Annotated in this window: 20 protein-coding genes; 7 read left to right on the plus strand and 13 right to left on the minus strand. The window is 44.1% G+C overall.

The genetic code is table 11. From position 1 onward, the window contains the following. Positions 1 to 48 precede the first annotated feature (48 nt). Genes DBR43_RS28495 through DBR43_RS28515 form a run of 5 tightly spaced genes read right to left on the minus strand, consistent with a single transcriptional unit; the run spans position 49 to position 7,341 of the window. Positions 49 to 1,833 (minus strand): hypothetical protein, encoded by a 1,785-nt coding sequence (locus tag DBR43_RS28495; protein ID WP_124586726.1) that lies wholly within the window; start codon positions 1,831 to 1,833, stop codon positions 49 to 51. Then, a complete protein-coding gene (locus tag DBR43_RS28500; protein WP_124586727.1) occupies positions 1,823 to 4,042 on the minus strand; it encodes a hypothetical protein in 2,220 nt (739 codons plus the stop codon). The genes DBR43_RS28495 and DBR43_RS28500 overlap by 11 nt, the downstream gene beginning before the upstream one ends. Next, positions 4,035 to 5,453, minus strand: a complete 1,419-nt coding sequence (locus tag DBR43_RS28505; RefSeq protein WP_158622619.1) for a BatA domain-containing protein — start codon at positions 5,451 to 5,453, stop codon at positions 4,035 to 4,037. The genes DBR43_RS28500 and DBR43_RS28505 overlap by 8 nt, the downstream gene beginning before the upstream one ends. A 2-nt stretch (positions 5,454 to 5,455) precedes the next feature. Beyond that, complete coding sequence (locus DBR43_RS28510) at positions 5,456 to 6,343, minus strand: DUF58 domain-containing protein (protein ID WP_233603252.1); 888 nt, start codon at positions 6,341 to 6,343, stop codon at positions 5,456 to 5,458. After that, positions 6,343 to 7,341 (minus strand): AAA family ATPase, encoded by a 999-nt coding sequence (locus DBR43_RS28515; protein WP_124586729.1) that lies wholly within the window; start codon positions 7,339 to 7,341, stop codon positions 6,343 to 6,345. The genes DBR43_RS28510 and DBR43_RS28515 overlap by 1 nt, the downstream gene beginning before the upstream one ends. Before the next feature lie 151 nt (positions 7,342 to 7,492). Here DBR43_RS28515 and DBR43_RS28520 point away from each other — a divergent pair, with 151 nt between their 5' ends. Beyond that, complete coding sequence (locus tag DBR43_RS28520) at positions 7,493 to 8,122, plus strand: DUF4159 domain-containing protein (protein ID WP_124586730.1); 630 nt, start codon at positions 7,493 to 7,495, stop codon at positions 8,120 to 8,122. Here the strand turns inward: DBR43_RS28520 and DBR43_RS28525 are convergent. Then, positions 8,119 to 8,577, minus strand: a complete 459-nt coding sequence (locus DBR43_RS28525) for a hypothetical protein (RefSeq protein ID WP_124586731.1) — start codon at positions 8,575 to 8,577, stop codon at positions 8,119 to 8,121. The genes DBR43_RS28520 and DBR43_RS28525 overlap by 4 nt on opposite strands. Positions 8,578 to 8,635: 58 nt before the next feature. After that, positions 8,636 to 9,217, minus strand: coding sequence for a Crp/Fnr family transcriptional regulator (locus tag DBR43_RS28530; protein ID WP_124586732.1), 582 nt, complete (start codon positions 9,215 to 9,217; stop codon positions 8,636 to 8,638). Between the two features lie 191 nt (positions 9,218 to 9,408). Here DBR43_RS28530 and DBR43_RS33085 point away from each other — a divergent pair, with 191 nt between their 5' ends. Next, a complete protein-coding gene (locus DBR43_RS33085) occupies positions 9,409 to 9,546 on the plus strand; it encodes a hypothetical protein (protein ID WP_158622620.1) in 138 nt (45 codons plus the stop codon). A 3-nt stretch (positions 9,547 to 9,549) separates the two neighbouring features. On the opposite strand, the gene DBR43_RS28535 is transcribed toward DBR43_RS33085, so the two are convergent. From DBR43_RS28535 to DBR43_RS28555, 5 genes are all read right to left on the minus strand, one after another. Next, positions 9,550 to 9,933 (minus strand): DUF3037 domain-containing protein, encoded by a 384-nt coding sequence (locus DBR43_RS28535; RefSeq protein ID WP_124586733.1) that lies wholly within the window; start codon positions 9,931 to 9,933, stop codon positions 9,550 to 9,552. Beyond that, a complete protein-coding gene (locus DBR43_RS28540) occupies positions 9,911 to 10,708 on the minus strand; it encodes a HipA family kinase (RefSeq protein ID WP_124586734.1) in 798 nt (265 codons plus the stop codon). The genes DBR43_RS28535 and DBR43_RS28540 overlap by 23 nt, the downstream gene beginning before the upstream one ends. A gap of 95 nt (positions 10,709 to 10,803) precedes the next feature. After that, a complete protein-coding gene (locus DBR43_RS28545) occupies positions 10,804 to 12,792 on the minus strand; it encodes a sensor histidine kinase (RefSeq protein WP_124586735.1) in 1,989 nt (662 codons plus the stop codon). 91 nt (positions 12,793 to 12,883) lie between these two features. After that, positions 12,884 to 13,345 carry a DUF4268 domain-containing protein gene (locus DBR43_RS28550; RefSeq protein ID WP_124586736.1) on the minus strand — a complete coding sequence of 154 codons (462 nt, stop codon included), beginning with the start codon at positions 13,343 to 13,345 and terminating at the stop codon, positions 12,884 to 12,886. Between the two features lie 32 nt (positions 13,346 to 13,377). Then, positions 13,378 to 14,061 (minus strand): pseudouridine synthase, encoded by a 684-nt coding sequence (locus DBR43_RS28555; protein ID WP_124586737.1) that lies wholly within the window; start codon positions 14,059 to 14,061, stop codon positions 13,378 to 13,380. Positions 14,062 to 14,200: 139 nt separating this feature from the next. Here DBR43_RS28555 and DBR43_RS28560 point away from each other — a divergent pair, with 139 nt between their 5' ends. Then, positions 14,201 to 15,790, plus strand: a complete 1,590-nt coding sequence (locus tag DBR43_RS28560) for a M20/M25/M40 family metallo-hydrolase (protein ID WP_199757152.1) — start codon at positions 14,201 to 14,203, stop codon at positions 15,788 to 15,790. A 107-nt stretch (positions 15,791 to 15,897) separates the two neighbouring features. Here DBR43_RS28560 and DBR43_RS28565 read toward each other — a convergent pair whose 3' ends face one another. Next, the gene (locus DBR43_RS28565) at positions 15,898 to 16,743 is read right to left on the minus strand and encodes an AraC family transcriptional regulator (protein ID WP_199757153.1); all 846 of its coding nucleotides are present in this window, start codon (positions 16,741 to 16,743) and stop codon (positions 15,898 to 15,900) included. A 113-nt stretch (positions 16,744 to 16,856) separates the two neighbouring features. On the opposite strand from DBR43_RS28565, the gene DBR43_RS28570 reads away from it, so the two are divergent. The 4 genes from DBR43_RS28570 (at position 16,857) to DBR43_RS28585 (ending at position 19,825) form a co-directional block, all read left to right on the plus strand. Next, the gene (locus DBR43_RS28570) at positions 16,857 to 18,047 is read left to right on the plus strand and encodes an MFS transporter (protein WP_124586738.1); all 1,191 of its coding nucleotides are present in this window, start codon (positions 16,857 to 16,859) and stop codon (positions 18,045 to 18,047) included. A 160-nt stretch (positions 18,048 to 18,207) separates the two neighbouring features. Then, positions 18,208 to 18,990, plus strand: a complete 783-nt coding sequence (locus DBR43_RS28575; RefSeq protein WP_124586739.1) for a CPBP family intramembrane glutamic endopeptidase — start codon at positions 18,208 to 18,210, stop codon at positions 18,988 to 18,990. A gap of 79 nt (positions 18,991 to 19,069) precedes the next feature. Continuing rightward, positions 19,070 to 19,312, plus strand: coding sequence for a hypothetical protein (locus tag DBR43_RS28580; protein ID WP_124586740.1), 243 nt, complete (start codon positions 19,070 to 19,072; stop codon positions 19,310 to 19,312). 261 nt (positions 19,313 to 19,573) lie between these two features. Beyond that, entirely contained in the window at positions 19,574 to 19,825 is a 252-nt protein-coding gene (locus DBR43_RS28585) for a hypothetical protein (protein ID WP_124586741.1), read from the plus strand. Positions 19,826 to 19,883: the final 58 nt, after the last annotated feature.

A 19,883-nucleotide genomic window follows, 5' to 3' on the forward strand; every position in this document is an offset into this window, starting at 1 on the left:
AATAATATTCCCAATTTACCTATTCTGAAAAGGAATGGCTAAGAACTTTTATAACATTTTAGTTTCATACCATAAAAAAGTTACCGCCATCAGGAAAGGGAAGAAAAACCACCATATCGAGACCTTCTTTGTGATCAAAACATTTGTTTCCAGTGGATTGGCTATGTTTTCTTGTCCTTTCACAAATGCAGAAGTAGCTTTCAGCTTCGCCATGTTTCTTTGTTGCTTCCAGTCCTGATCTCCATAAACATAGAAAGATGCTGTTCTGCCATTGAGGTTAACCTTGTTCCAGCCCTGTTCGGTTGCCCAGCTGCTTACCTGCCACTGGAAGGGAAGTGCTATGTTTTGTAAAGGGCTCAACCGGAGCCCGTTCCTGCTGATGAGTGGTGCTTTTTGCTGGTCCTGCAGATCTACCGTTATGTTGATCCTTTCTCTGTGCACCGGAATGGCAGGGTCTATACTCCAGCTCGCTTCGGATGCCGCTTTTCTAGCAGTACGGGTCAGCAGGGTCGACCAAAAGTCTGAATAATCCTCTTTCCGACCATTTAGCAGCCAATGATAAGTGGCAGGGACAACTGTGGCCGTTACTTTGCCCATTCCACTAATTCGGCTATCGACCAGCACCTTACCTGTCTTTTCTATCAGCACTGGCTGAGCACCTTCGCTTGTCCTCAGGAAAACAGCTTGTTCAGAAGGTAAAGGCCCGAAGGGACGATTTTGTTCCGGAAGTTGAACCGTTAATGTCTTGTTTTTAAGCTCCGGTGATTCATATCGTCCAAAAGGCTTACTGATAACTGTTGTGGCTTTTAAGCCCGTTATCCTGAGGACCAGTCCAAGACCGGAATCTACTGCCCTGCGAATGGAGGTCAGCTCTTCGGCACTAAGTGCGGCCAGTTCTTCCTCGTCGATCAGCAGGAGGTCCATTTTATTTAACAGGCTGGCGTTGATCTTGCTGACATTGGTGTTTTCCTTATTGAGAAAATCCGTGCTGTATTTATCCTTGCTGATTCTGCTCCTGAAGATCAGCGGGTATTGCTTTTCAAAAAGCCAGTTTTTGAGAAACTTATATTCAAAATCGGGATGAGCTGCAAGCAGCAGTATTTTTAGCGGCATTGCCGGCTGTACTTCTACCGGCACAGGTTCTTTTGCCAGGGTATCTTTCCCCCTCAATGCGATCAAATGATACACCGCCTGCCCGGTTTGCCTCGGTCTCCCCTTTAAAGAAAATGTATTTTCTCCTTTTGTTTTTATGATCAGGGAGTCGGGATTTTCACCTAAACCCTGGAGCAGAAGCTTAACCGGAACTGTCCCTTCCTGCTTGTAAATTCCCTGTATCACCAAAGTTTCCGAACTTTTCAGCCGGGAATTCCAGCTTACAGAAATCAGGCCCTCCGGTATTGCTGAAGGATGAAAACTAAGCCGATAGTCCCGCAGCGCAGGAAGTTCATCGGCATTTAAGCCATAGCCATAAATATTTAACTGGTTGATTTCAGGTTGGGATTTCAGAAAATAAGGAAGGTCGGCGATGAGGTTCAGCTTTGGCACCTTTAAGGATTGAAAAAGCCTGGCATCCGAGGTCAGCAGGCGCCCCTTCAGGTTTTTAACGCTATCTTTTATTGCTCCTGTACTGAGCAGGTTAATCTCATGCGGACGTTCCGGCCTTTTCACCTGATAAGATATCGGAAATATAAATAGGGCAAAACAAAGTACTGCGACACTGCTGGCCAGCAATCTCCAGATCTTTCTGGCTTTGTTTGCCCTTTGCCATTCCTTCAGCGATAGAAATGCAGCCAGGATCAGGCATAAACCGATCGCAATGTATTTAAATTCCATTTGCCCCCTCTCCTTTTTTAAGCGCATTAAAATATTTCCGGTAAAGGTTGGATGCCGGAGGAGCTGAAGGCAGTTGCGGGACAGCCTGTTCCTGTCCGATTATCTTTCCAATCGCGCCCTGGACCTTTTCGATTTCTTTTTCCGGACTATTGCTTCCGGTCATCAGTTTCCTCCATCCCTTTAATGCAGGTAAGAAAACAGCCGGGTTATCTGAGGCCGCAACGACCATATATTTTTCGGTTTCTCTAAGTAAACTGAGTTCTTCCGTATTAAACGCAGCGCCCGCCTTTCTGCTTTCCAATGCGCTAAGTGCCCGCTTTAACAGGGCAGTTTTTTTATCCAAAGGCTCAGAACTGCTCTTTTGTAAAGGCTGAGCTATCTTATCCAACTCTCCGGAAAGGCGCTTTTCTTCTTTTAGCTGTGCCACTTTAACCGTAGTCTTGGCCACATAAGCCCTGGACTTTTGCTGCAGATCTTTCAGCAATCGGAGCGCTTTATATTCAAAAGGCAAAGCCTCCCTTGTTTTATAAGTCCTCAGCTGTAATTCGGAGCTCCACATTTCTGTAAGTACGGCCTTTAGCTGTGCTTTTAATTCGGGTTCAAAAAAAGTAGCATCTTCAGCGATGTCATGTTTATGGGCATAACTGTCCATAATGGCCTTTACATCCCCAAATTTTGGGGTCGCCTTCGTTTCCTTTTCTTCGTGATGTTCTTCTCCCTCATGCTCATGGCCCTCTTCATGTGCATGCCCCTCTTCATGCACATGTCCTTCCCCGTGGTCATGGTCGTGATCTGCCCCAATCGCTGTTTCCGTTTCTTCTCCGAGAAATTTGCCATAGCGCAGGCGTAAAAGCCTTTGGTCTATTCCCAATGCATTACTCCTGTTTTTGAAACTTTCTTCCGTAATCCCCGGCTTTTCATTCAGGAGTTTCTCGGTATCCATAATGATCTGCCGCTGACTTCTGAAATATTCCGGTACCAGGTTAATGCCATTGGTCATCCCTGCCATACTCATGAGCTCAGCCGTATCTACAATAGAAACAAAGTATACATCTGACCTGCTGGTCTGGCCGTGATTATCCAGGGCCTTTACAAAAAAATAGAGCTCATCACCTGGTTTCATCCCCAGGGATTTCAGGTTTATGGTCTTACTGAGGGACATTGATTTACTGTTGTTAAAGGCGGTATTAAAAAGGAGCTTTTTCTCGGTAAAACTAACCCCTTCCCCTTTTCCGCTAGCCATAGTGGCGGAGATGGCGGCATCTTTGATCCCATAGTCATCGTTTAAGTGAAGCGTCAGACTGAGGCGCTGAGGTTGCCCGAAGTCTATCGTGGTATGGGCTTTAGGCTGGGTAATTCTGATCGAAACCGGCAGGTCCGGAATGAGCTCCAGCTGATAAAGATCTGATTTCTTTCCATCCAGCTCCAGCTGATAAAATCCGGGTTGATGAATCGCTTTTAAAAAGCTCCATGCTATCCCCAGTCCGTCTGCTGAACGCAGACTGGCCACTTCCCGGTCATTAAAAATAAGCTTTAGCTTTTTGACAGGTTCATTTGTGCGGATCTCCCATTTGAGCAGGGAGCCTGTTGCCGCCTTAACTGAAAACTGCTGCTGTTTCCGTTCCGGCAAACCGGTATAAGCCGGGGCACTGATTTTCAGGGAAAAAGAAGCGATTTGAGCAGGGACACGTTCTTTGATGACACCAGGCCTGGCTTCCTGGGAATAAGTTTCAGGACTGTAGTTTACGAGCTTAAAATGCGAAATCATAAAGCTGAACCCAAAGCCGGTGATCATCACCAATATCGATAGCCCTAATTTCTTTAGCGGTGTCGCAGGTGTTTGAATCCGGGTAAGGAGGGTTTTGATCTTCTGTTGCTGTAAACGCTCCAGCAGCGATAATTCATTGGAAGGCCTTAACAAAATCCCGGTACTCTCTTCCAGTTCGGGGAATTGTCTGTCCAGGTATCTGGCGATGCCAGGCGCATCTATCTTCCAAAAAGGATGGATCAGATTAAAGATTACAAATGCAATCCCGAAAAGGGATACAAAAATCACTGTTTCCCATTCTGCGAAGGGAAACATGTGGACCAGCACTGCACAAATCAACAGGGCAAAACCAAGGCTAAGGGCTATCAGCTGTAGCACCCTGAGGATCCTCCATTGCCTTTTCCAGCGATAGATCCTTTTTCCTGCTTCCTGCTCAACCATGGCCCAGCCTGTTTTTGTGGTTAAAGGATAGGACTCTTTCCAGCAGGAAAACCGCCATTGCCAGCAGCCAGAAGAAAGGATTCAATGGCACTGTTACGCTTTCCTTCCCAATTGTTGCCGCGGGAATGGAATTTTGCTTTTGGGACAGGAAGGGGGTACTTTTTCGCTGATCCTCAGGATTTCTTTCAAAACCAAAACCCTGCCCCGTTTCTTCGTTTCCAAGAACAATGGGCATCAGGGCCTTTACAAATTGCCCGCTCCAAACCAACGTTGTCCATTGAGGTTTCAGTCTGCTGTAAAAATGATAATGTTCCGGAGATTTTTCTTTTTCCAATGAAAGTACCGGCTGTCCAAAACCGTCCTTCCAAATGCTTTCTCCCAGTTCAGTCCCGGCTGCAATCCTTTTATTCAATTCAACGATCGCATCATTGCCCGTTTTTCCGGGCTGCAGGTCGATCATGGAATGAACTGCCACTGTTTTTCCGCTTTCATAGCTGAATAGCCGTCCGGCCTGGTTTATATTTTTAGAGAAGCGGTCTGACACAGGCTGATCGGAAAGCCAGAAACCTATATCGTATTTTAAGTCGCTGTTGTATTGTTCATTCCATTGCTTTACCTCTATTCTTCGTTTCGTAAAATCGGCGATAGCAGTTAATGCCGCCATCACATAATTTCCGTCTTCTGCATTTGCTCCTTTAAATAGCAAGACCGAAATCAATGGCGGTACTTTGCTCGTATCAAGGCTGCGATAACTGGTCAGAGATGGGCTGGAAGTAGCTTCATAAATTTTAAGGGCAGAAACAGCAGTCCAGTTGCGAACCGTATCTGTCTTTTCAATGCCTTTCCATTGCAAATTAAAATCAACCTCCGGCAATGCTCCGCTTAGTTTACTCAATTGCTGATCAGCGTACAGGATTACCGGAAATCCGGCAGGCAGGCGTTCGTTCAATTGCCTCAGTAAGGAAAAGTAACTTATTGTCTCAGTATGGCTTAAGCTGTCCTTTGTTAAAGTGTCGTTTAGGTTTATTGTTGAGAAACCGGGTTCAAACCTGCGCAATTCATAGCCTGCTTTAAGAAGGGAGTCTATGCTTTTTTTCTGTGTCCGGTATACCAAAGAAAAGGTTTGCTTCTCCATCATCAGCCAGCCTTTCTGATCTCCTTTTGCTGCATTTTCCCTCATATAAGGTTCTGCCAGCAAAAAGGCGAGTAAAATGATCAGCAGCAACCTCAACAGCAGCAACAGCCAGTCTGTGATGCGGTAACTCCTGGAGCTTAGCGGTGCCGCTTCTCCCAACAGGCTAATGCTGCCGATTTTAAGTGTTTTCCCCTGCTTCACATTCCATAAATGAATGATCAGGGGGATTACCAATCCTGCAAGCGCAAATAAACCGATGGGATAAAGTAATGACACAACTAGACCTTTAATTTGTTTCTTTGATTTAAAAAATCCCTCAAAGCCTGATCAAGAGGCTCGTCGGTTCTGATCATCCGGTAAGAGATCCTCCGGTCGAGTAATTTCATCCGGGTACTTTCCAGGTATTGTTCCAGCTTTTGCTGATAGGTTTTCCTTGTTTTCTCCTGATCTATCTGAATGGTTCTTTTGCTCTCCAGGTCTTCAAAAGAAGTATACCCCTTAAAATCAAGGTCTATTTCATTGCCGGACATCAAATGAAAAACCACGACTTCATGCCGGAGGGTGTTCAGGGTATCCAGGAGGGTGAAAATCTCGTTATTGGTTTCATAAAGATCGGTGATAAAGATCAGCAGTTCCCGCTTTTGTACGCCCGAGTATAGTTCTTTATAATGGATTGGCCGGGTAAAAACCCCTTCGGGTTTAATTTGTTCGAGCTGATAAAACAATCTTGCCAGGTGCTGAAAATCCTGTTTCGCGAGCATAGAGAATATACCGCCGGATTGGAATACATATAAGCCGATCGCATCACCCTGTAAATTCCCGAGGTAAGCCAGCGAAGCCGCAAGGTAACGCGCATAATCCATTTTGGTAAAATCTCCGTCCTGATGGTTCATCGAAGCGCTGGCATCCATCAGCAGGCGCACAGAGATATTGGTTTCTATTTCCGATTCCCTGATGTAATAACGGTCCGAACGGGCAAACATTTTCCAGTCCAGGGAACGCAGGTCGTCTCCGGGCTGGTAACTTCTATATTGACTAAATTCAAGCCCCGGGCCCTTCAGAGTACTTTTGTTGATGCCACTCATAAAGCCATCAATTGTCGTTTTTGCCGACAAGGAAAGGGCTTTGATGGCCATCATTACTTTAGGGTCCAGCAGCCTGCTCATTAAATGTTAACTTTAGTCCTGGAAATGGTTTTGATTAATTCGGCAGCCACCATATCGGCGGTTACATTTTCTGCGTCTGCTTTAAAATTCATGAGTACGCGATGCCTCAACACCGGGTAAGCCATCGTCTGCAGGTCTTCCATTACCACGGCATAACGGCCATGAATCAGTGCCCTTGCTTTTGCGGTAAGAATCAAGGCCTGCCCTGCCCTTGGCCCGGCTCCCCACCTTACCCATTCTTTTACATAGGCAACAGCAGAACTTTCCGGCCTTGTGGCCCGGATCAGATCTGACACATAGGTAATCAGGTCATCACTGATGCTCACTTCTCTGGTAAGTGCCTGAAGTTGTTTGATCTCTTCTGCACCGATCACCGGTTCGACTTTATTTTTTATCGTTCCGGTGGTGCTGCTCAGGATCCTGGTTTCTTCTGCTGCGGTGGGATAGCCTATTTTAATATAGAGTAAAAAACGGTCCAGCTGCGCTTCAGGAAGCGGATAGGTACCAGCCTGTTCAATTGGATTCTGTGTAGCGAGTATAAAAAACGGACGGTCTAAGGGATAGGTTTGTCCGCCATAGGTGACTTCAAATTCCTGCATTGCTTCCAGTAATGCCGACTGGGTCTTGGGAGGCGTGCGGTTGATCTCATCCGCAAGGATGATATTGGCAAAGATGGGGCCTTTGTTAAACTTAAAAAATCGTTTTCCTGTCTGGTGGTCTTCCTCCAGGATCTCGGTACCAATAATGTCTGTAGGCATAAGATCGGGAGTAAACTGAATTCGTCTGAAAGAAAGGTCCAGGGCCTGCGACATGGTCCTTACCATCAGTGTTTTTGCCAGTCCGGGAACCCCTTCGAGCAAACAATGTCCACCGGCAAGCAAGGCAACCAGCATTTCTTCAATGATGATGTCCTGTCCGACGATGACCTTTTGAATTTCTTCCTTTAATTGCGAAATCTTATGTATGAGTAGTTTAAGGTTGCTTTCTGAAATTTCCAAAACTATAATTTTTTAGAGGGTAAGCTATTGTAATTCAATATAGGGCATCTGTGCTTATATTTCATTGCCTCCTAAACAGAATATCAAAAAAATTACAGATATCTATCTTAAAAAACTAGATTGTAATCAAAATTGACGCTATTTTAGAACGATGCAACAATCGAGGTTTACTTTTGCCAGAATAAAATACAGGTCCGGAGATTGGGATACCGATCAGCGGATGCCCTCCAATTTGCTAAACTCCCTGTTAGAGTATACCACCATTCCTTTGGATCAGGAAGAGAAGATTGTGGAATTGAGTAGCAATGATCTGTTTAAGTACCCTTTCTGTTATCTGAGCGGCCATAAGCTGGTACAGTTTAGTCAGCAGGAAGGCGCTAATTTTAAAAAGTATGTAAACAATGGCGGTTTTGTATTTGTGGACGACTGTAACCATGATATTGATGGCTTATTTGCCCGCTCTTTTGAAACACAAATGAGCAATCTGTTTGGTGCTCAGGCACTGAAAAAGATTCCCAATGACCATAAGATCTACAATTCCTTTTTCAAATTTGAGAAGGGCCCTCCCACTACCTCTTTCGAACTCAATGGCTGGGGCGACGATCTGGTGCACGATTACCTGAAAGCCATCACCGTCCAGGGCCGGATTGGGGTATTGTACAGCAATAAAGATTATGGCTGCGAATGGGACTATGATTTCAGGAATAAACGTTTCCTGGCAGAAGACAATACCAAATTTGGTGTAAACATCATTTTATATGCAATGGGCATTCATAGCTAAGCCATCAGCCAAACGCCGAAATACCATGCCCAGCCGATCAATAGCAATTGCATTGGAATCCTAAACCAGAGGTACCTCATTCCCGGGCCATTGAAATCGCCTTTCTGAAGATCGATATGATGGATGGCCGCATAAATATTGGCGGGTAAAATCAATATAAAAAAGGCCATGAGAAATATGGCAGCGGCAGACCTGCTCTGATCAAACCACAATCCAAGTCCGGCAATAACCTCCATAACTCCTGTTCCAATGACGATCGCTTTTTTAAAAGGGATAAACTTCGGAATCATCATTTCCATGCCTTTGGTAAAGGCAAAATGCCCGCTGGCAGCAAAACACATCATGATACAAAGGGAGATGCTTCCGGACATCATAAGATTCCAGGAACCGGTTACCGATTTATAGCCCAATAAGCTGAGCAGAAAACTGACAAATAATACGAGTAATACTTTCATAGTGTTTGATTTACCTCACAAAATTCGCACAAGTTTAAACGGCAAAAAATGACTTATGTTAGTTTCCGGAATACAATTTCCGAATCCTGCTGAGGCTCTCCGGCTGGATGCCGAGATAGGTAGACAGGTGCTTGACAGAAGTATTTCTGACCAGCTCCGGGTTTCGGTCCATAAGCTGCCGATAACGGTCTTCTGCAGTGATGGAGAGCAGGTCCATTTCTCTTTCCAATCTCTTTTTATATTGAAATTCGGCAATCAGTCGCCCGATCCGCTCTCCGGAATGGGATTGCTGATAGAAATCCTGAAGCAACTGGTAAGGGATCAATATTGCTTCAATGTCTGCAACGGCCTGAATGGCGATCATGGAGGGCCGCCGGGTAATGAAAGAATAATAAGCAGTCACCAGATCTCCTTCAAATTGAAAGTCGACGGTAAACTCCTTTCCGTCTTTTAAGAAGTAATTGCGTGTGGCCCCGCTAACGAGGAAAAAAATATAGTGTTCTACCTGTCCTTCCTTACAGAGATAACTTCCTTTTGGAAAAGATTTTTGCAGCAGCACTTTAGAAAACTGCTGCCATTCCTCTTCTTTTAACCGGGTAAAAGAGGAGATCAGTTCCCGCATTTGACTTAAACCGTTCATATATTCTTCAGCGCTGAAATCTGTTTACCCCATTCAAATCAGAAAATACCATTCCACAATGAAAGGGTATTTTTTTTTGATTCTGATCAGAAACAAAGCGCTAATACACTGACAATCTAACTGTTATAACTAAAATGCAGTGCTCTGGCTTGTTTTTGGCAGGGTGATCTAAAACTACAAAAAACAAAGATATGAGTATCAGTCAATTTCAAAAGAAAAGAGCACTTATCAGAAAGATGAACCAGATCAAACCTTATCACCTTTTGCTGATTTCTTTCGGCATATTCAGCCTGCTGGGAATCATCCTGCGGTGTATCTTTGGTTCTTAGCGCTTAAAGCACCAGTTGAGTGTACAGTTTTTCCAGTGTCTCCTGTGCATCAATGCAAAACCCAGGATGCGTTTTAGAGGTTTGGACTATTGTACTGCGTGTGGCAGTCAGCCAGCGGAACCTGGAAGCCATGTCCAATGCCCCGATTGTACCTCCTGCTTTCCCTCCTTTACTGATCAGCTCGAAGGAACGCAGGTGATCCTGAAGCTCCTGACAGTCGAGTTTAGCACAAAAGGCATTTAGCTTTGCTTCGTTTGTTTCAAATAAGACCTTTAAAAACTTTTGTTTGGCACAATACAGTATGATGCCCACATTCAGAAATTCTTCCCGTTCTACCCTTGGTACGACGCGGATTACAGCGTACTCAAATAAGTGTTTCTCTTGCATTCTGCGCTTCTTTTACAAATATTTCTGATTTTGCGATTCGTAACTCTAAAAACCGGGAGTATACCTCACGATGTGCTTCAATGCTTTCGAAGATGTTGTCACCCGAAAGCCAGTCGTCGGGAATCAGCGAAACAATGGCGCGAATGCGTTCACTGGTAAGAATTGCCCTGAACTCTGCATCTACCTGTTCCAGTTGCGTTGCCTTGCTCAACAATACATGGTCTTTAATCAGTGAAAAAGGTCTTACTGCCTGTTCCTCCCAGTTGTCCATTGAGTGGTGGAAATATAAGGCCGCACCATGATCAATCAGCCATAATTCCTTATGCCAGATCAACATATTCGTATTGCGGGCTGTACGGTCCATATTGGTTAAAAACGCATCCAGCCATACAATCTGAGAAGCTGTTCTTTCATCTACACTGTTTACCAGCGGATCAAAGGTAATTGCTCCTGAAAGGTAGTGTAAAGCTAGGTTCAGGCCTACACTGGACCTTAGTAAGTCTTGAATTTCTTCATCAGGTTCTATCCTTCCAAAGTCTTTTTCCAGATTTGCAAATACCAGCTCCGGAATGCGTAATCCCAGTAAGCGGGCAACTTCACCACCAATTAACTCGGCAATAAGTGCACGGAGTCCCTGACCTGCGCCACGAAACTTAAGTACATATAAAAATTCGTCATCAGCTTCTGCAATGGCAGGCATTGATCCTCCTTCACGTAAGGGGGTGACATATCTGATGACGTTGACAGTTCTAAGCTGGGGATGGTTATTCTTCACACCTGATTATTTTAGGAACCTCTGCTCCGGTTTTTGCCAAATATACTACAATTCCCAATATCGGTTCAACAGCGAAGGTTTTTCAGCGGTAACTCCTAGACTTTAAGTTCGATATTTATAGAAGTACCTTCGTTGACTGCAGTATTCAGGTCTAGCTTTCCATGGAGCAGGGCAACCCGGTTTCTGATGTTGCTCAGCCCTATGCCTTTCGTATTGCCGGCAGCGCTTGCGTCAAATCCCCTTCCATTGTCTTCCGCTGTAATCAGAAAAACGCTTTCATTCTGACTGCATTGCAGCAGCAGCTGGGATGCCCCGGAATGGCGGACGGTATTGCTCAGGATCTCCTGAATGATCCGGTAGATATTGATCTTCACCGAGACCTCCATACTTTCCTGTATGTCAAATAACTGAAGTGTGATCTTAAGACTGCTGTTGTTGAAGGTTTCGCAAAGGTCTTTCAGCGCTGTTTGCAGTCCGAATTTCAATAAGGTCTCGGGCATCAGATTTCTGGCGATGCTCCGCAGGTCGTTTACGGAACTGTCCAGCTGGGCAATGATCTTACCCAGCTCTGTATCTTTTCCCAGCGCAGAAGTATTGGCAACCACATCCGACAGGTTGATCTTTATCCCCGCCAGTGTTCCTCCAAGGCCATCATGAAGGTCGCGCCCTACCCTTTGACGCTCACGTTCCTCGCCTTCCAGCATGGCATTGGTAATCGTTAACTGCTGCTCCTGCTCCAGTTCTTTGAGCTGTTGCCGGTAATTGATCTCTTTCTGTTTGGTCAGCTTTTTATTGTTCCTGAAATACAGGAGTCCGAAAAACGTAATTGCCAATAGGAATATCGCAACAGATCCCAGCAGCCAGGCGATGAGCCTGTTGTTTTTAACAGACAAGGCGGCTTTTTCATTCGTGGCTTTAAGGGCGCCAATTTCCCGCTGGTTCTCTGCTTTTTTATATTTGATCTCCAGCTCATGGACATCTTTTTGGATTTTACTGCCATTAATGCTATCCCCCAGCTGATATACTTTTTTCATCCATTGATAAGCCGATGCCATATTTCCCAATCCAGCGTAGGTTTCTGCAAGGTCTGTATAAAAGAGTACCCGGTCCTCACTAAGAGACAGCATGTCTTTCTGTTTTAACACATAGTTAGCCACAGAAAGTGCCTTGTCAAATTTCCTCTGGCTTTGCAAGGCATGGAGTTTTTCCATCAGCAGCCGTTGCTCATTCATTCTGTCTTTAAGTTTTGAGGCCAGAGTAAGCCCTTTATCAAGACTTACCACCGCTTTATCATATTGTTTGGTATGATCGAGGTACAAACCCTCTGCATAATAATAATCCAGATAAAAAGGTGCTTCCGGAGTTGGGGACAGCAAAAAAACTGCGCTATCTAACATCCGTTTTGCAAAAGTGTATTGTTTTAGATAAGTATAGTTTTCGGCAGCAGTATTGTAAACCACAATTCTATAATTTTTCCATCGTTTTACTTTTTCCATAATCCGCAATGTCGAATCGATATATACCTGTGCTTTATCGAACTGTTTGTTGTTCTTAAAGACCAGAGCAAGATCCATATAATTGATACCCAGATAAGCCGTATCACCAGATTTTCGGGCGTATGGAATCGCCTTATTTAATAAAGCATCAGCCATCCCCCTGTAATTGTCTTTCATCTGCTGGATTACACCGTAATTATGCCATGATTTTGCAAGGAGCAGATACGCTTGTTTTGTTTTAAACGGAGCAATCAGCGCATGTGCCCTTTTATAATTGGCTTCACTTTTATTGATATCCGTTCGCGATTCCACTGTTGCGGCATAGTAATAATAAATCGCTTGCAAAAAGGCATCATTTTTAATGAGCTTCCGTCCCTGTTCCAGATAGGTACTGCTTTTTAAGGTATCGGCATATACCAACTGTTCTGATAAAAGAAAGTATACCTTTGCCCGGAGGCTGTCCGGAATTTTCTGTTCCAGCATGCGTTTCAGGCTATCAACGAGAGAAATTTTTTTGGCAGGTTGCTGCGCCTTGATGCCTGTGGCAAGGATTCCAAGGACAATTAGCAGATAAAAGAATCTTGTCATGGAACAAGATAAAAAATAATTAAAACAGAATGATCAGGTCCGCTGCAAAATACCTGGAAACAGGTAGCTCCGGAAAAGAGGGCCTCAGCTCTTATTTAAAAGTATCAAAGCTATCTTTGGCATCCGACCAGAAGTCGTCCAATGCTATTATTCTGGGCTTAAAGAAGGAGATCAGCTCCGGCCAGTCTTCCTGCTTAAAAATGCTGACTCCGGGTAAAGTCTTCACAATTCTGCTGACGGTCCTGTGGTTTTCATCCAGCTCGTGCAGCTGCCATTCCCATTCTTCATTCAGACTGGCATTCAGGATATTTTTAAACTCCAGAAATTGTTCAAACATGAGCTCCTGAATTCCCGGGTCCGGATGAGACATTTCTATCGCAACAGAGGCCGATTTCTTATCTGCCTTCATTTTAAAGTGCAGGTTTTTGATCCCGGTTTTATAGTTTACCCAGTTGGTTCTTAGCCCTTCCGCAGAAAGATGTGGAGCGATATATTGTCCGAAGGCTGTCCAAAAAGCCTGTTTTAGTTGCGAAGCCTGTTCCTTAGAATACAATTTCTTAAATTTTAATGGTCAATAATTAGAGGTTAAAGCGACCAGCCCATCAGGTCCATCGTTCTTTGAAACTCATCCTGAACCCCGGCTTTAAGCTGGATCTGTTCTTTCGTTACCGGATGAGTAAAGATCAGTTCAGAAGCATGCAGCAACATCGTTGTCATTTCCCATTCTTCTTTGAAAAACTTATTCTGTTTGTTACATCCATGTTTACGGTCGCCGATGATCGGATAAAAGATATGTGCAAAATGCCGGCGTAGCTGGTGCATTCTTCCCGTGGTCGGCGTTGCTTCCACAAGCGAATACCGGGAAGTGGGGTGTTTGCCGAAAGCAACGTCCAGTTCTGCACGTTTTAAAGTAACATAGGCCGTAAAAGCTTCCTGCATGGTTCCGTTTTCCTTGGCCAGTGGATAATCAATCTCTCCATTGTCGGGCGCATATCCCCTGAGTACGGCCAGGTATTTCTTCTGCACTTCCCCGTTTTGAAATTGCTGGTGCATGGCGATCTCTACATCTTTCTCAAAAGCAAAGAGCAGCAGGCCTCCGGTTTTCCGGTCCAGGCGGTGTACCGGACTCACATGTCTGTTTACCTGATCCCTAAGCAGCTGTAATGCAAACTCTTTTGCATCGTTGGCAATAGAAGATCGGTGAACCAATAATCCGTGAGGCTTATTGATGGCAATGAGATGGTCGTCCTGATATACAATTTCCAGCATTTATCTTTTTTTGGCGAAGATAGCCTTTTGTAGTTTTAGAATTACTCCATTGTATCAACTTTGTTCCTTTTTGACGGAGTAGAAGCATTTATCGCTATCTTTCGGTATCTATTTTTTCATCATCTAAACGCATTAATTAATGAATACCAAACAAACCACCACTTCCTTTGCCTTATTGAAACGCGGCACAAGGATCTTTTTTATGGCCATGCTGGTCAGCGCAAATGTTAGCTATGCCCAATCAAAAAAGGAAACAGTTGACAAGATCATCAAAGAAGCAACAGAAAATTCACAATTGGAAAACCTTGCCCATGAGCTGCTTGATGTAGTAGGTCCGCGATTGGTAGGCACTCCGCAGATGAAACAAGCGAGCGACTGGGCAGTAGCCAAATATGCGACCTGGGGAATTACTGCAAAGAAGGAACAATGGGGCGAATGGCGGGGATGGGAAAGAGGAATTTCTCATATTGATATGGTTTACCCGAGAATAAAATCGCTCGAAGGCACACAACTGGCCTGGAGCCCTTCTACAAAAGGAAAAGAAGTGGTTGGAGAAATGGTGATTTATCCGGACCTCCCCGATTCTGTCTCTTTTAGAAGCTGGCTACCTAGTGTTAAAGGAAAGTTCGTGATGTTTTCCATGAACCAGCCTACCGGCCGGCCGGATTATAACTGGCAGGAATTCGCTACCCCTGAATCTTTTGAAAAGATGAAAAGCAGCAGAACGAAACAGACCGATGCATGGCGTTCCAGAATTAGTAAAACAGGACTAAACTTAAAAGCATTGGCCCTGGCCTTTGAAAGCGCAGGTGCTTTAGGGGTAGTGACAAGCAACTGGTCTTCAGGATTCGGCGTCAATAAGATTTTTGGTGCCAATACCACAAAAATCCCTTCTATAGACATTTCACTGGAAGATTATGGATTGTTGTACAGGCTAACCGAATCAGGAAATAAACCTAAGATCAGTGTGAATGTGGGTTCTAAAGAACTTGGAATGGTGCCTGCTTTTAACACCATTGCCGAGATCAAAGGTTCAGAGAAACCAAATGAGTATGTGATCCTTTCTGCACATTTTGATTCCTGGGACGGTGGTACAGGAGCTACAGATAATGGTACAGGAACAATTACCATGATGGAAGCCATCCGTATCCTGAAAAAGATCTATCCTAATCCCAAAAGAACAATTCTGGTGGGCCATTGGGGCAGCGAAGAGCAAGGATTGAACGGATCAAGGGCCTTTGTCGAAGATCATCCTGAAATTGTTAAAAATATCCAGGTGGTATTTAATCAGGACAATGGAACAGGGCGCGTAGTTAACCTCGGCGGACAAGGATTTTTAAACGCTTATGCTTACCTGGGACGCTGGTTATCTATGGTACCAGAAGACATTAAAAAACAAATCGCAACTACCTTCCCTGGTACTCCGGGTGCTGGTGGCTCTGATTACGCTTCATTTGTAGCAGCAGGTGCCCCTGCCTTCTCTTTGAGTTCAAACAGCTGGTCGTACGGAACATATACCTGGCACACCAACAGGGACACTTATGATAAGATTGTATTTGATGATGTCAGAAGCAATGCCATTTTAACGGCGATTTTAGCTTATATGGCCAGCGAAGATCCGGAAACTACTTCTAAAGAAAAAAGCGTATTACCTATAAATGCAAGAACCGGCGAGCCTGGAAGCTGGCCGCAACCAGTGAAAGCAACCCGCAAAGGCGGAGTGAATTAAGCATTCAAACTTTGAAAAAAGCGGTGCTATGCTGCATGGACTGCTCCTGATAGGTCATACACTTTAGGGGGCAGTCCTTTTTTTTTATCGTCAGAAATACTCAGACGTTATTTAATGGCACAAAGGGGGCCTGATTTTCTGAACTCCGTTAAACTGATGTTGTGGCGCTTTTTGAAAAATTTGTTCAAATGGCTTTCGTCCGCAAAACCAAACTCCTCCACGATCTCATTGATCCGGCTGTCGCTAAACTTTAAACGGTGCTCTATTAGCCTCATTTTATAGTTTGAAATGAAATACTGAATGGATTCCCCGCATTGCTTTTTAAAATAGCTGCCCAGATAGGTTTCAGACAAGCCAAATTCCGCACTGATCACCGATGCTTTGAGCTGCTGCGGATCGTAGATGTTCGACTGGATGTAATCTATAATGGCCAATACCCGTTTATCCGTATTTACATTGGCTTGTTCAGGTCTCATCTTGGATAGGTTTCTTGCCGCAATAACGATTAAAGCGTTTACATAATGCAGGGTTAAATCTTCGTTGTAGGCATCGTTATGATTCATGGTATGCAAAAGGGAATCCACAATTGACTTTACCAGAAACTCATCAGGCTTGTTTCTCAAAATGCATCCCGACAAATGCGAGGAATGGTATAATAAACACTCTATACAGTTGATGCTTTTCCAATTGTATTCTTTCACATAGCGTTCCGTAAATTTTACGAACAAAAATTCCGTGGTGCTTGAAATCTCAAAGTCATGGAGGTCATTAGGTGTCAGCAGCAACAGACTGCCAGGGAAGTAGACAATTCTATTGTTGTTGATATTTAAGAAACCTGATCCGGAGATCACATACACCATTTGAAAAAATGAAAACTGTAAATCCTTTACCGGACAGTCTTCCGTTTTACGATAGGATACATCTACAAGCCGGTGTATATTTTCTTTTATCATATGGCAAATCTACTGTTTTATCATTGAAATGTACTGACATAATAGAATTATTCTGTTCATTTTTGTGAAATAGAATTTTAAGAACAAACCACAAAAAAAACAGACACATACTGATGAAAAAATCAATTTACATTTTGGCACTTGGTGCTTTTGGTATCATCACTACCGAATTTGGCGTCATCGGGATTCTACCTACGATCAGTAGAGAATTTCAGGTATCTATTGATACCGCCGGCTGGCTGCTCAGCGCTTTTGCACTTACGGTTGCCATCTCCTCTCCTTTTATCACTGCCCTTACCGCCAAAATTAACCGTAAGTTTTTGTTGTGTATGGTATTGGCCGTGTTTATATTGTCAAACCTGCTTTCTGCCTTTGCGCCCAATTTTACGGTATTGATGATTGCCCGGATTTTACCGGCCTTTTTACACCCCTTATTCTGGAACATCTCTCTGGCGGTCGCATTTAAACAGGGTGGTGCAAAAGCCGTTTCCATCGTCATGACCGGCCTCAGTCTGGCTACAGTGCTGGGTGTGCCCTTAACTACTTATGCGGTTGAATTTTTCAGCAGCTGGCAGGCCTCCTTTTTCCTGGCCAGTTTTATCAGTCTGATTGCCTTTTTGGGCTTATCATTTTTAGTGCCTTCTATGCCGGCCAATCAGGAGAAAGGAGAAGGAAGTCAGTTGTATGTGTTAAAAAATCCGCAGCTATGGCTTCACCTTTTGTCTACCGTTCTTACCCTCGCTGCGATGTTTTCGAGCTATAGTTACCTTGCCGGTTATCTTGAGAAAATCTCCCATATGAATGGCGTTCAGATCAGTATGATGCTCTTGTTGTTCGGTGGCATGGGCATCATAGGCAACTGGCTGGCAGGCATCGCCTTAAGTAAAAATGTAAAACTGGCCACCAGGTTCTTTTTTATTCTTTTGATCTCTACCCAGGCTTTGGCCTACTATTTCGGAGGGATTTTCACCCCGATGGTGATCATTATATCCTTTTGGGGACTGATCCATACCGGTGGTTTTTTGGTGCCTAACATACGTACCACTCAGGCTGTGCCACACAGTGCATTGGAATTTGTGAACAGCCTGTTGACTTCCTGTTACAATATCGGGATCTCACTGGGCGCCTTCCTGGGTGGCTTTGTGATCGCACACTATGGAATTCATCAGATTGTTTGGATGAGTATTCTGCTGCTCGCGGTAACGCTTGGCCTGAGCTTTATCACCTTGCCCGAAAAATCCAGGGCAAGGAAAGAAAAAATGAAAGACCTGAAACTGCCTGCAGCAGTCTGCGAACAGGTTTAACTTAAATTGCCTTCATGGGGAGCCTGGCGCTCCCCTTTTTCTATTGCATGGAAAATTGACAAAATGAAATTCGTTTTTCAATGCAACCATTTGCAGGATTCTATCATCCTATTAAAAACCAGTAATTCAGCTGTTGAATTAGGGGTTAAAAATATCAAAGATGAAAAGAGCCGAAAACAAACACCTTTATCTTTCCTTTATACTTGTCGTAATTACGCTTTTTTGCGCGCTGGAGATCCGTGATATTTCAAAATGGGCCGGGCTAAAGATTCCGGGCTTCCCTTTTCCATTTGGCGGAAGTATTTTAGATAATTTATTGTCAGTTTTAGTCGTACTGATGGTTGCTGTATTGCTTCTCCGCAGGTCTGAGCTGAAAATTGCAGAAGTATTGGGACTTCAATGGAATGGGTTTAAAGGGCCTCTTCTTGTGCTGATGGCTACCATCCCCTGTTGGATTGGGTTATTCCTGCTGGGAACTCCGGCAAAGGACCTGGATGTCAAAAGCATTGTTTTACTGACGTTATTGTTCCCGCTGGCAGAGGAGTTTGTCTTTCGCAGTTTTGGCTTCATCTTTACACGAAAAGCTTTGGGCTGGTCTTTAGCTCCCGCGATGGTATTGCAGGCAATTGCATTTGCTGCGGTTCATTGGTGGGGTAATGGCGGAGGTACCGGCATCGCCCTTCAGATTTTCTTCATTACATTTTTTGGCAGTATCGCCTTTGCGATTGTAAATATGCTGGACCGTTATACCATATGGAGCGGATTTGTACTTCATGCTTCATTGAATGCGGCCTGGCTGGTATTCACCGTTTCTGATGCTGCGGCAATGGGATGGATTGGCAATTTGCTGAGGTTTGGGACTGCAATTATTGCGGTCTTATTTTTAGCGATTTCAGGGCGACATGATTTTAAGACAAAGAAAAAGCAGCTATCCACTTCTTGATTTAGGGACTTTTGACCCTGTTATTCCTATACCTGCTTCCGTAAATTAGTCGGCATAAAATACCAAATACGATTGCGTCATGAAGTATAAATCCCAGAATAATGAAACGGAAGCAGTCTTAAAATACTTTAACGGTAGAAAAGGAACCGTACTCGAAATTGATTTAAATGAGGTAGGTTGTGACTGCCTCTGTATAGAGCACAACGACAATGCCGCACTGTCGAGGCGGTTTGGCCTGTATTGCGAAAAGTTTGGAATGAAGGAAATTCACAGAAATCCGGAGAATGTGATATTTGTGCGCCCATCTGCTGATCAAAATTAGCTTTCCGCAATCCAGTAAAAACGTGCTGAGGTCTTATATTAAAAAATACAACTATTGTATCTGGTATTTTTTAACCTATATTTTCAGCCATAGCTGTCATAACTATATTTTTTGAGACACCTGGCCCTGCCAGCTCCAAAAGAAAATCCCTAAATTGATGCTGGAAGATAAAGCCTTCCAGGGACAAGCTGAAAACCCGGAACAGAGTAAGCGGAAAATCAAAGTTTTTCTTGTTTTTTGATGTATAAAAGCATGTTTCTTATGGCAAATAGTTGGTATACCTATATCGGTACAGGAAATCCCATTTCTCCCAGCAGTTATTCCCGGATCACAGTTAAACCGCTTTGTTTAAATGGCTCCACCATTTGTGCAATCTATCTTCTTGGAGAAACAGGGGCAACTCCCGGTTCCATAAGTGCTAACGTTTCGGGTTACATCACCAGGGCATTAATACAAAGGGTGAATCAACCCCTCGGAGCAAAGAAATTCGTGTATTTAAGATGCGGGTGCTAAATCCTGATTGTTTCATTAATCGAAAAAACTTAAAAAGAGGTGTTTCCCTGCTAAAAAA

Source organism: Pedobacter sp. KBW06, from assembly GCF_003852525.1.
GTDB lineage: Bacteria > Bacteroidota > Bacteroidia > Sphingobacteriales > Sphingobacteriaceae > Pedobacter.

What these genes read in the sequence shown, in the direction of transcription:
- DBR43_RS28510 (WP_233603252.1), bottom strand. Translation starts at nt 6,343, where the DNA reads ATGAGCAGGCTGCTGGACCCTAAAGTAATGATGGCCATCAAAGCCCTT.
- DBR43_RS28580 (WP_124586740.1), top strand. Translation starts at nt 19,070, where the DNA reads ATGAAGTATAAATCCCAGAATAATGAAACGGAAGCAGTCTTAAAATAC.
- DBR43_RS28500 (WP_124586727.1), bottom strand. Translation starts at nt 4,042, where the DNA reads ATGGTTGAGCAGGAAGCAGGAAAAAGGATCTATCGCTGGAAAAGGCAA.
- DBR43_RS28560 (WP_199757152.1), top strand. Translation starts at nt 14,201, where the DNA reads ATGAATACCAAACAAACCACCACTTCCTTTGCCTTATTGAAACGCGGC.
- DBR43_RS28585 (WP_124586741.1), top strand. Translation starts at nt 19,574, where the DNA reads ATGGCAAATAGTTGGTATACCTATATCGGTACAGGAAATCCCATTTCT.
- DBR43_RS33085 (WP_158622620.1), top strand. Translation starts at nt 9,409, where the DNA reads ATGAGTATCAGTCAATTTCAAAAGAAAAGAGCACTTATCAGAAAGATG.
- DBR43_RS28555 (WP_124586737.1), bottom strand. Translation starts at nt 14,061, where the DNA reads ATGCTGGAAATTGTATATCAGGACGACCATCTCATTGCCATCAATAAG.
- DBR43_RS28570 (WP_124586738.1), top strand. Translation starts at nt 16,857, where the DNA reads ATGAAAAAATCAATTTACATTTTGGCACTTGGTGCTTTTGGTATCATC.
- DBR43_RS28545 (WP_124586735.1), bottom strand. Translation starts at nt 12,792, where the DNA reads ATGACAAGATTCTTTTATCTGCTAATTGTCCTTGGAATCCTTGCCACA.
- DBR43_RS28565 (WP_199757153.1), bottom strand. Translation starts at nt 16,743, where the DNA reads ATGATAAAAGAAAATATACACCGGCTTGTAGATGTATCCTATCGTAAA.
- DBR43_RS28575 (WP_124586739.1), top strand. Translation starts at nt 18,208, where the DNA reads ATGAAAAGAGCCGAAAACAAACACCTTTATCTTTCCTTTATACTTGTC.
- DBR43_RS28535 (WP_124586733.1), bottom strand. Translation starts at nt 9,933, where the DNA reads ATGCAAGAGAAACACTTATTTGAGTACGCTGTAATCCGCGTCGTACCA.
- DBR43_RS28520 (WP_124586730.1), top strand. Translation starts at nt 7,493, where the DNA reads ATGCAACAATCGAGGTTTACTTTTGCCAGAATAAAATACAGGTCCGGA.
- DBR43_RS28530 (WP_124586732.1), bottom strand. Translation starts at nt 9,217, where the DNA reads ATGAACGGTTTAAGTCAAATGCGGGAACTGATCTCCTCTTTTACCCGG.
- DBR43_RS28525 (WP_124586731.1), bottom strand. Translation starts at nt 8,577, where the DNA reads ATGAAAGTATTACTCGTATTATTTGTCAGTTTTCTGCTCAGCTTATTG.
- DBR43_RS28495 (WP_124586726.1), bottom strand. Translation starts at nt 1,833, where the DNA reads ATGGAATTTAAATACATTGCGATCGGTTTATGCCTGATCCTGGCTGCA.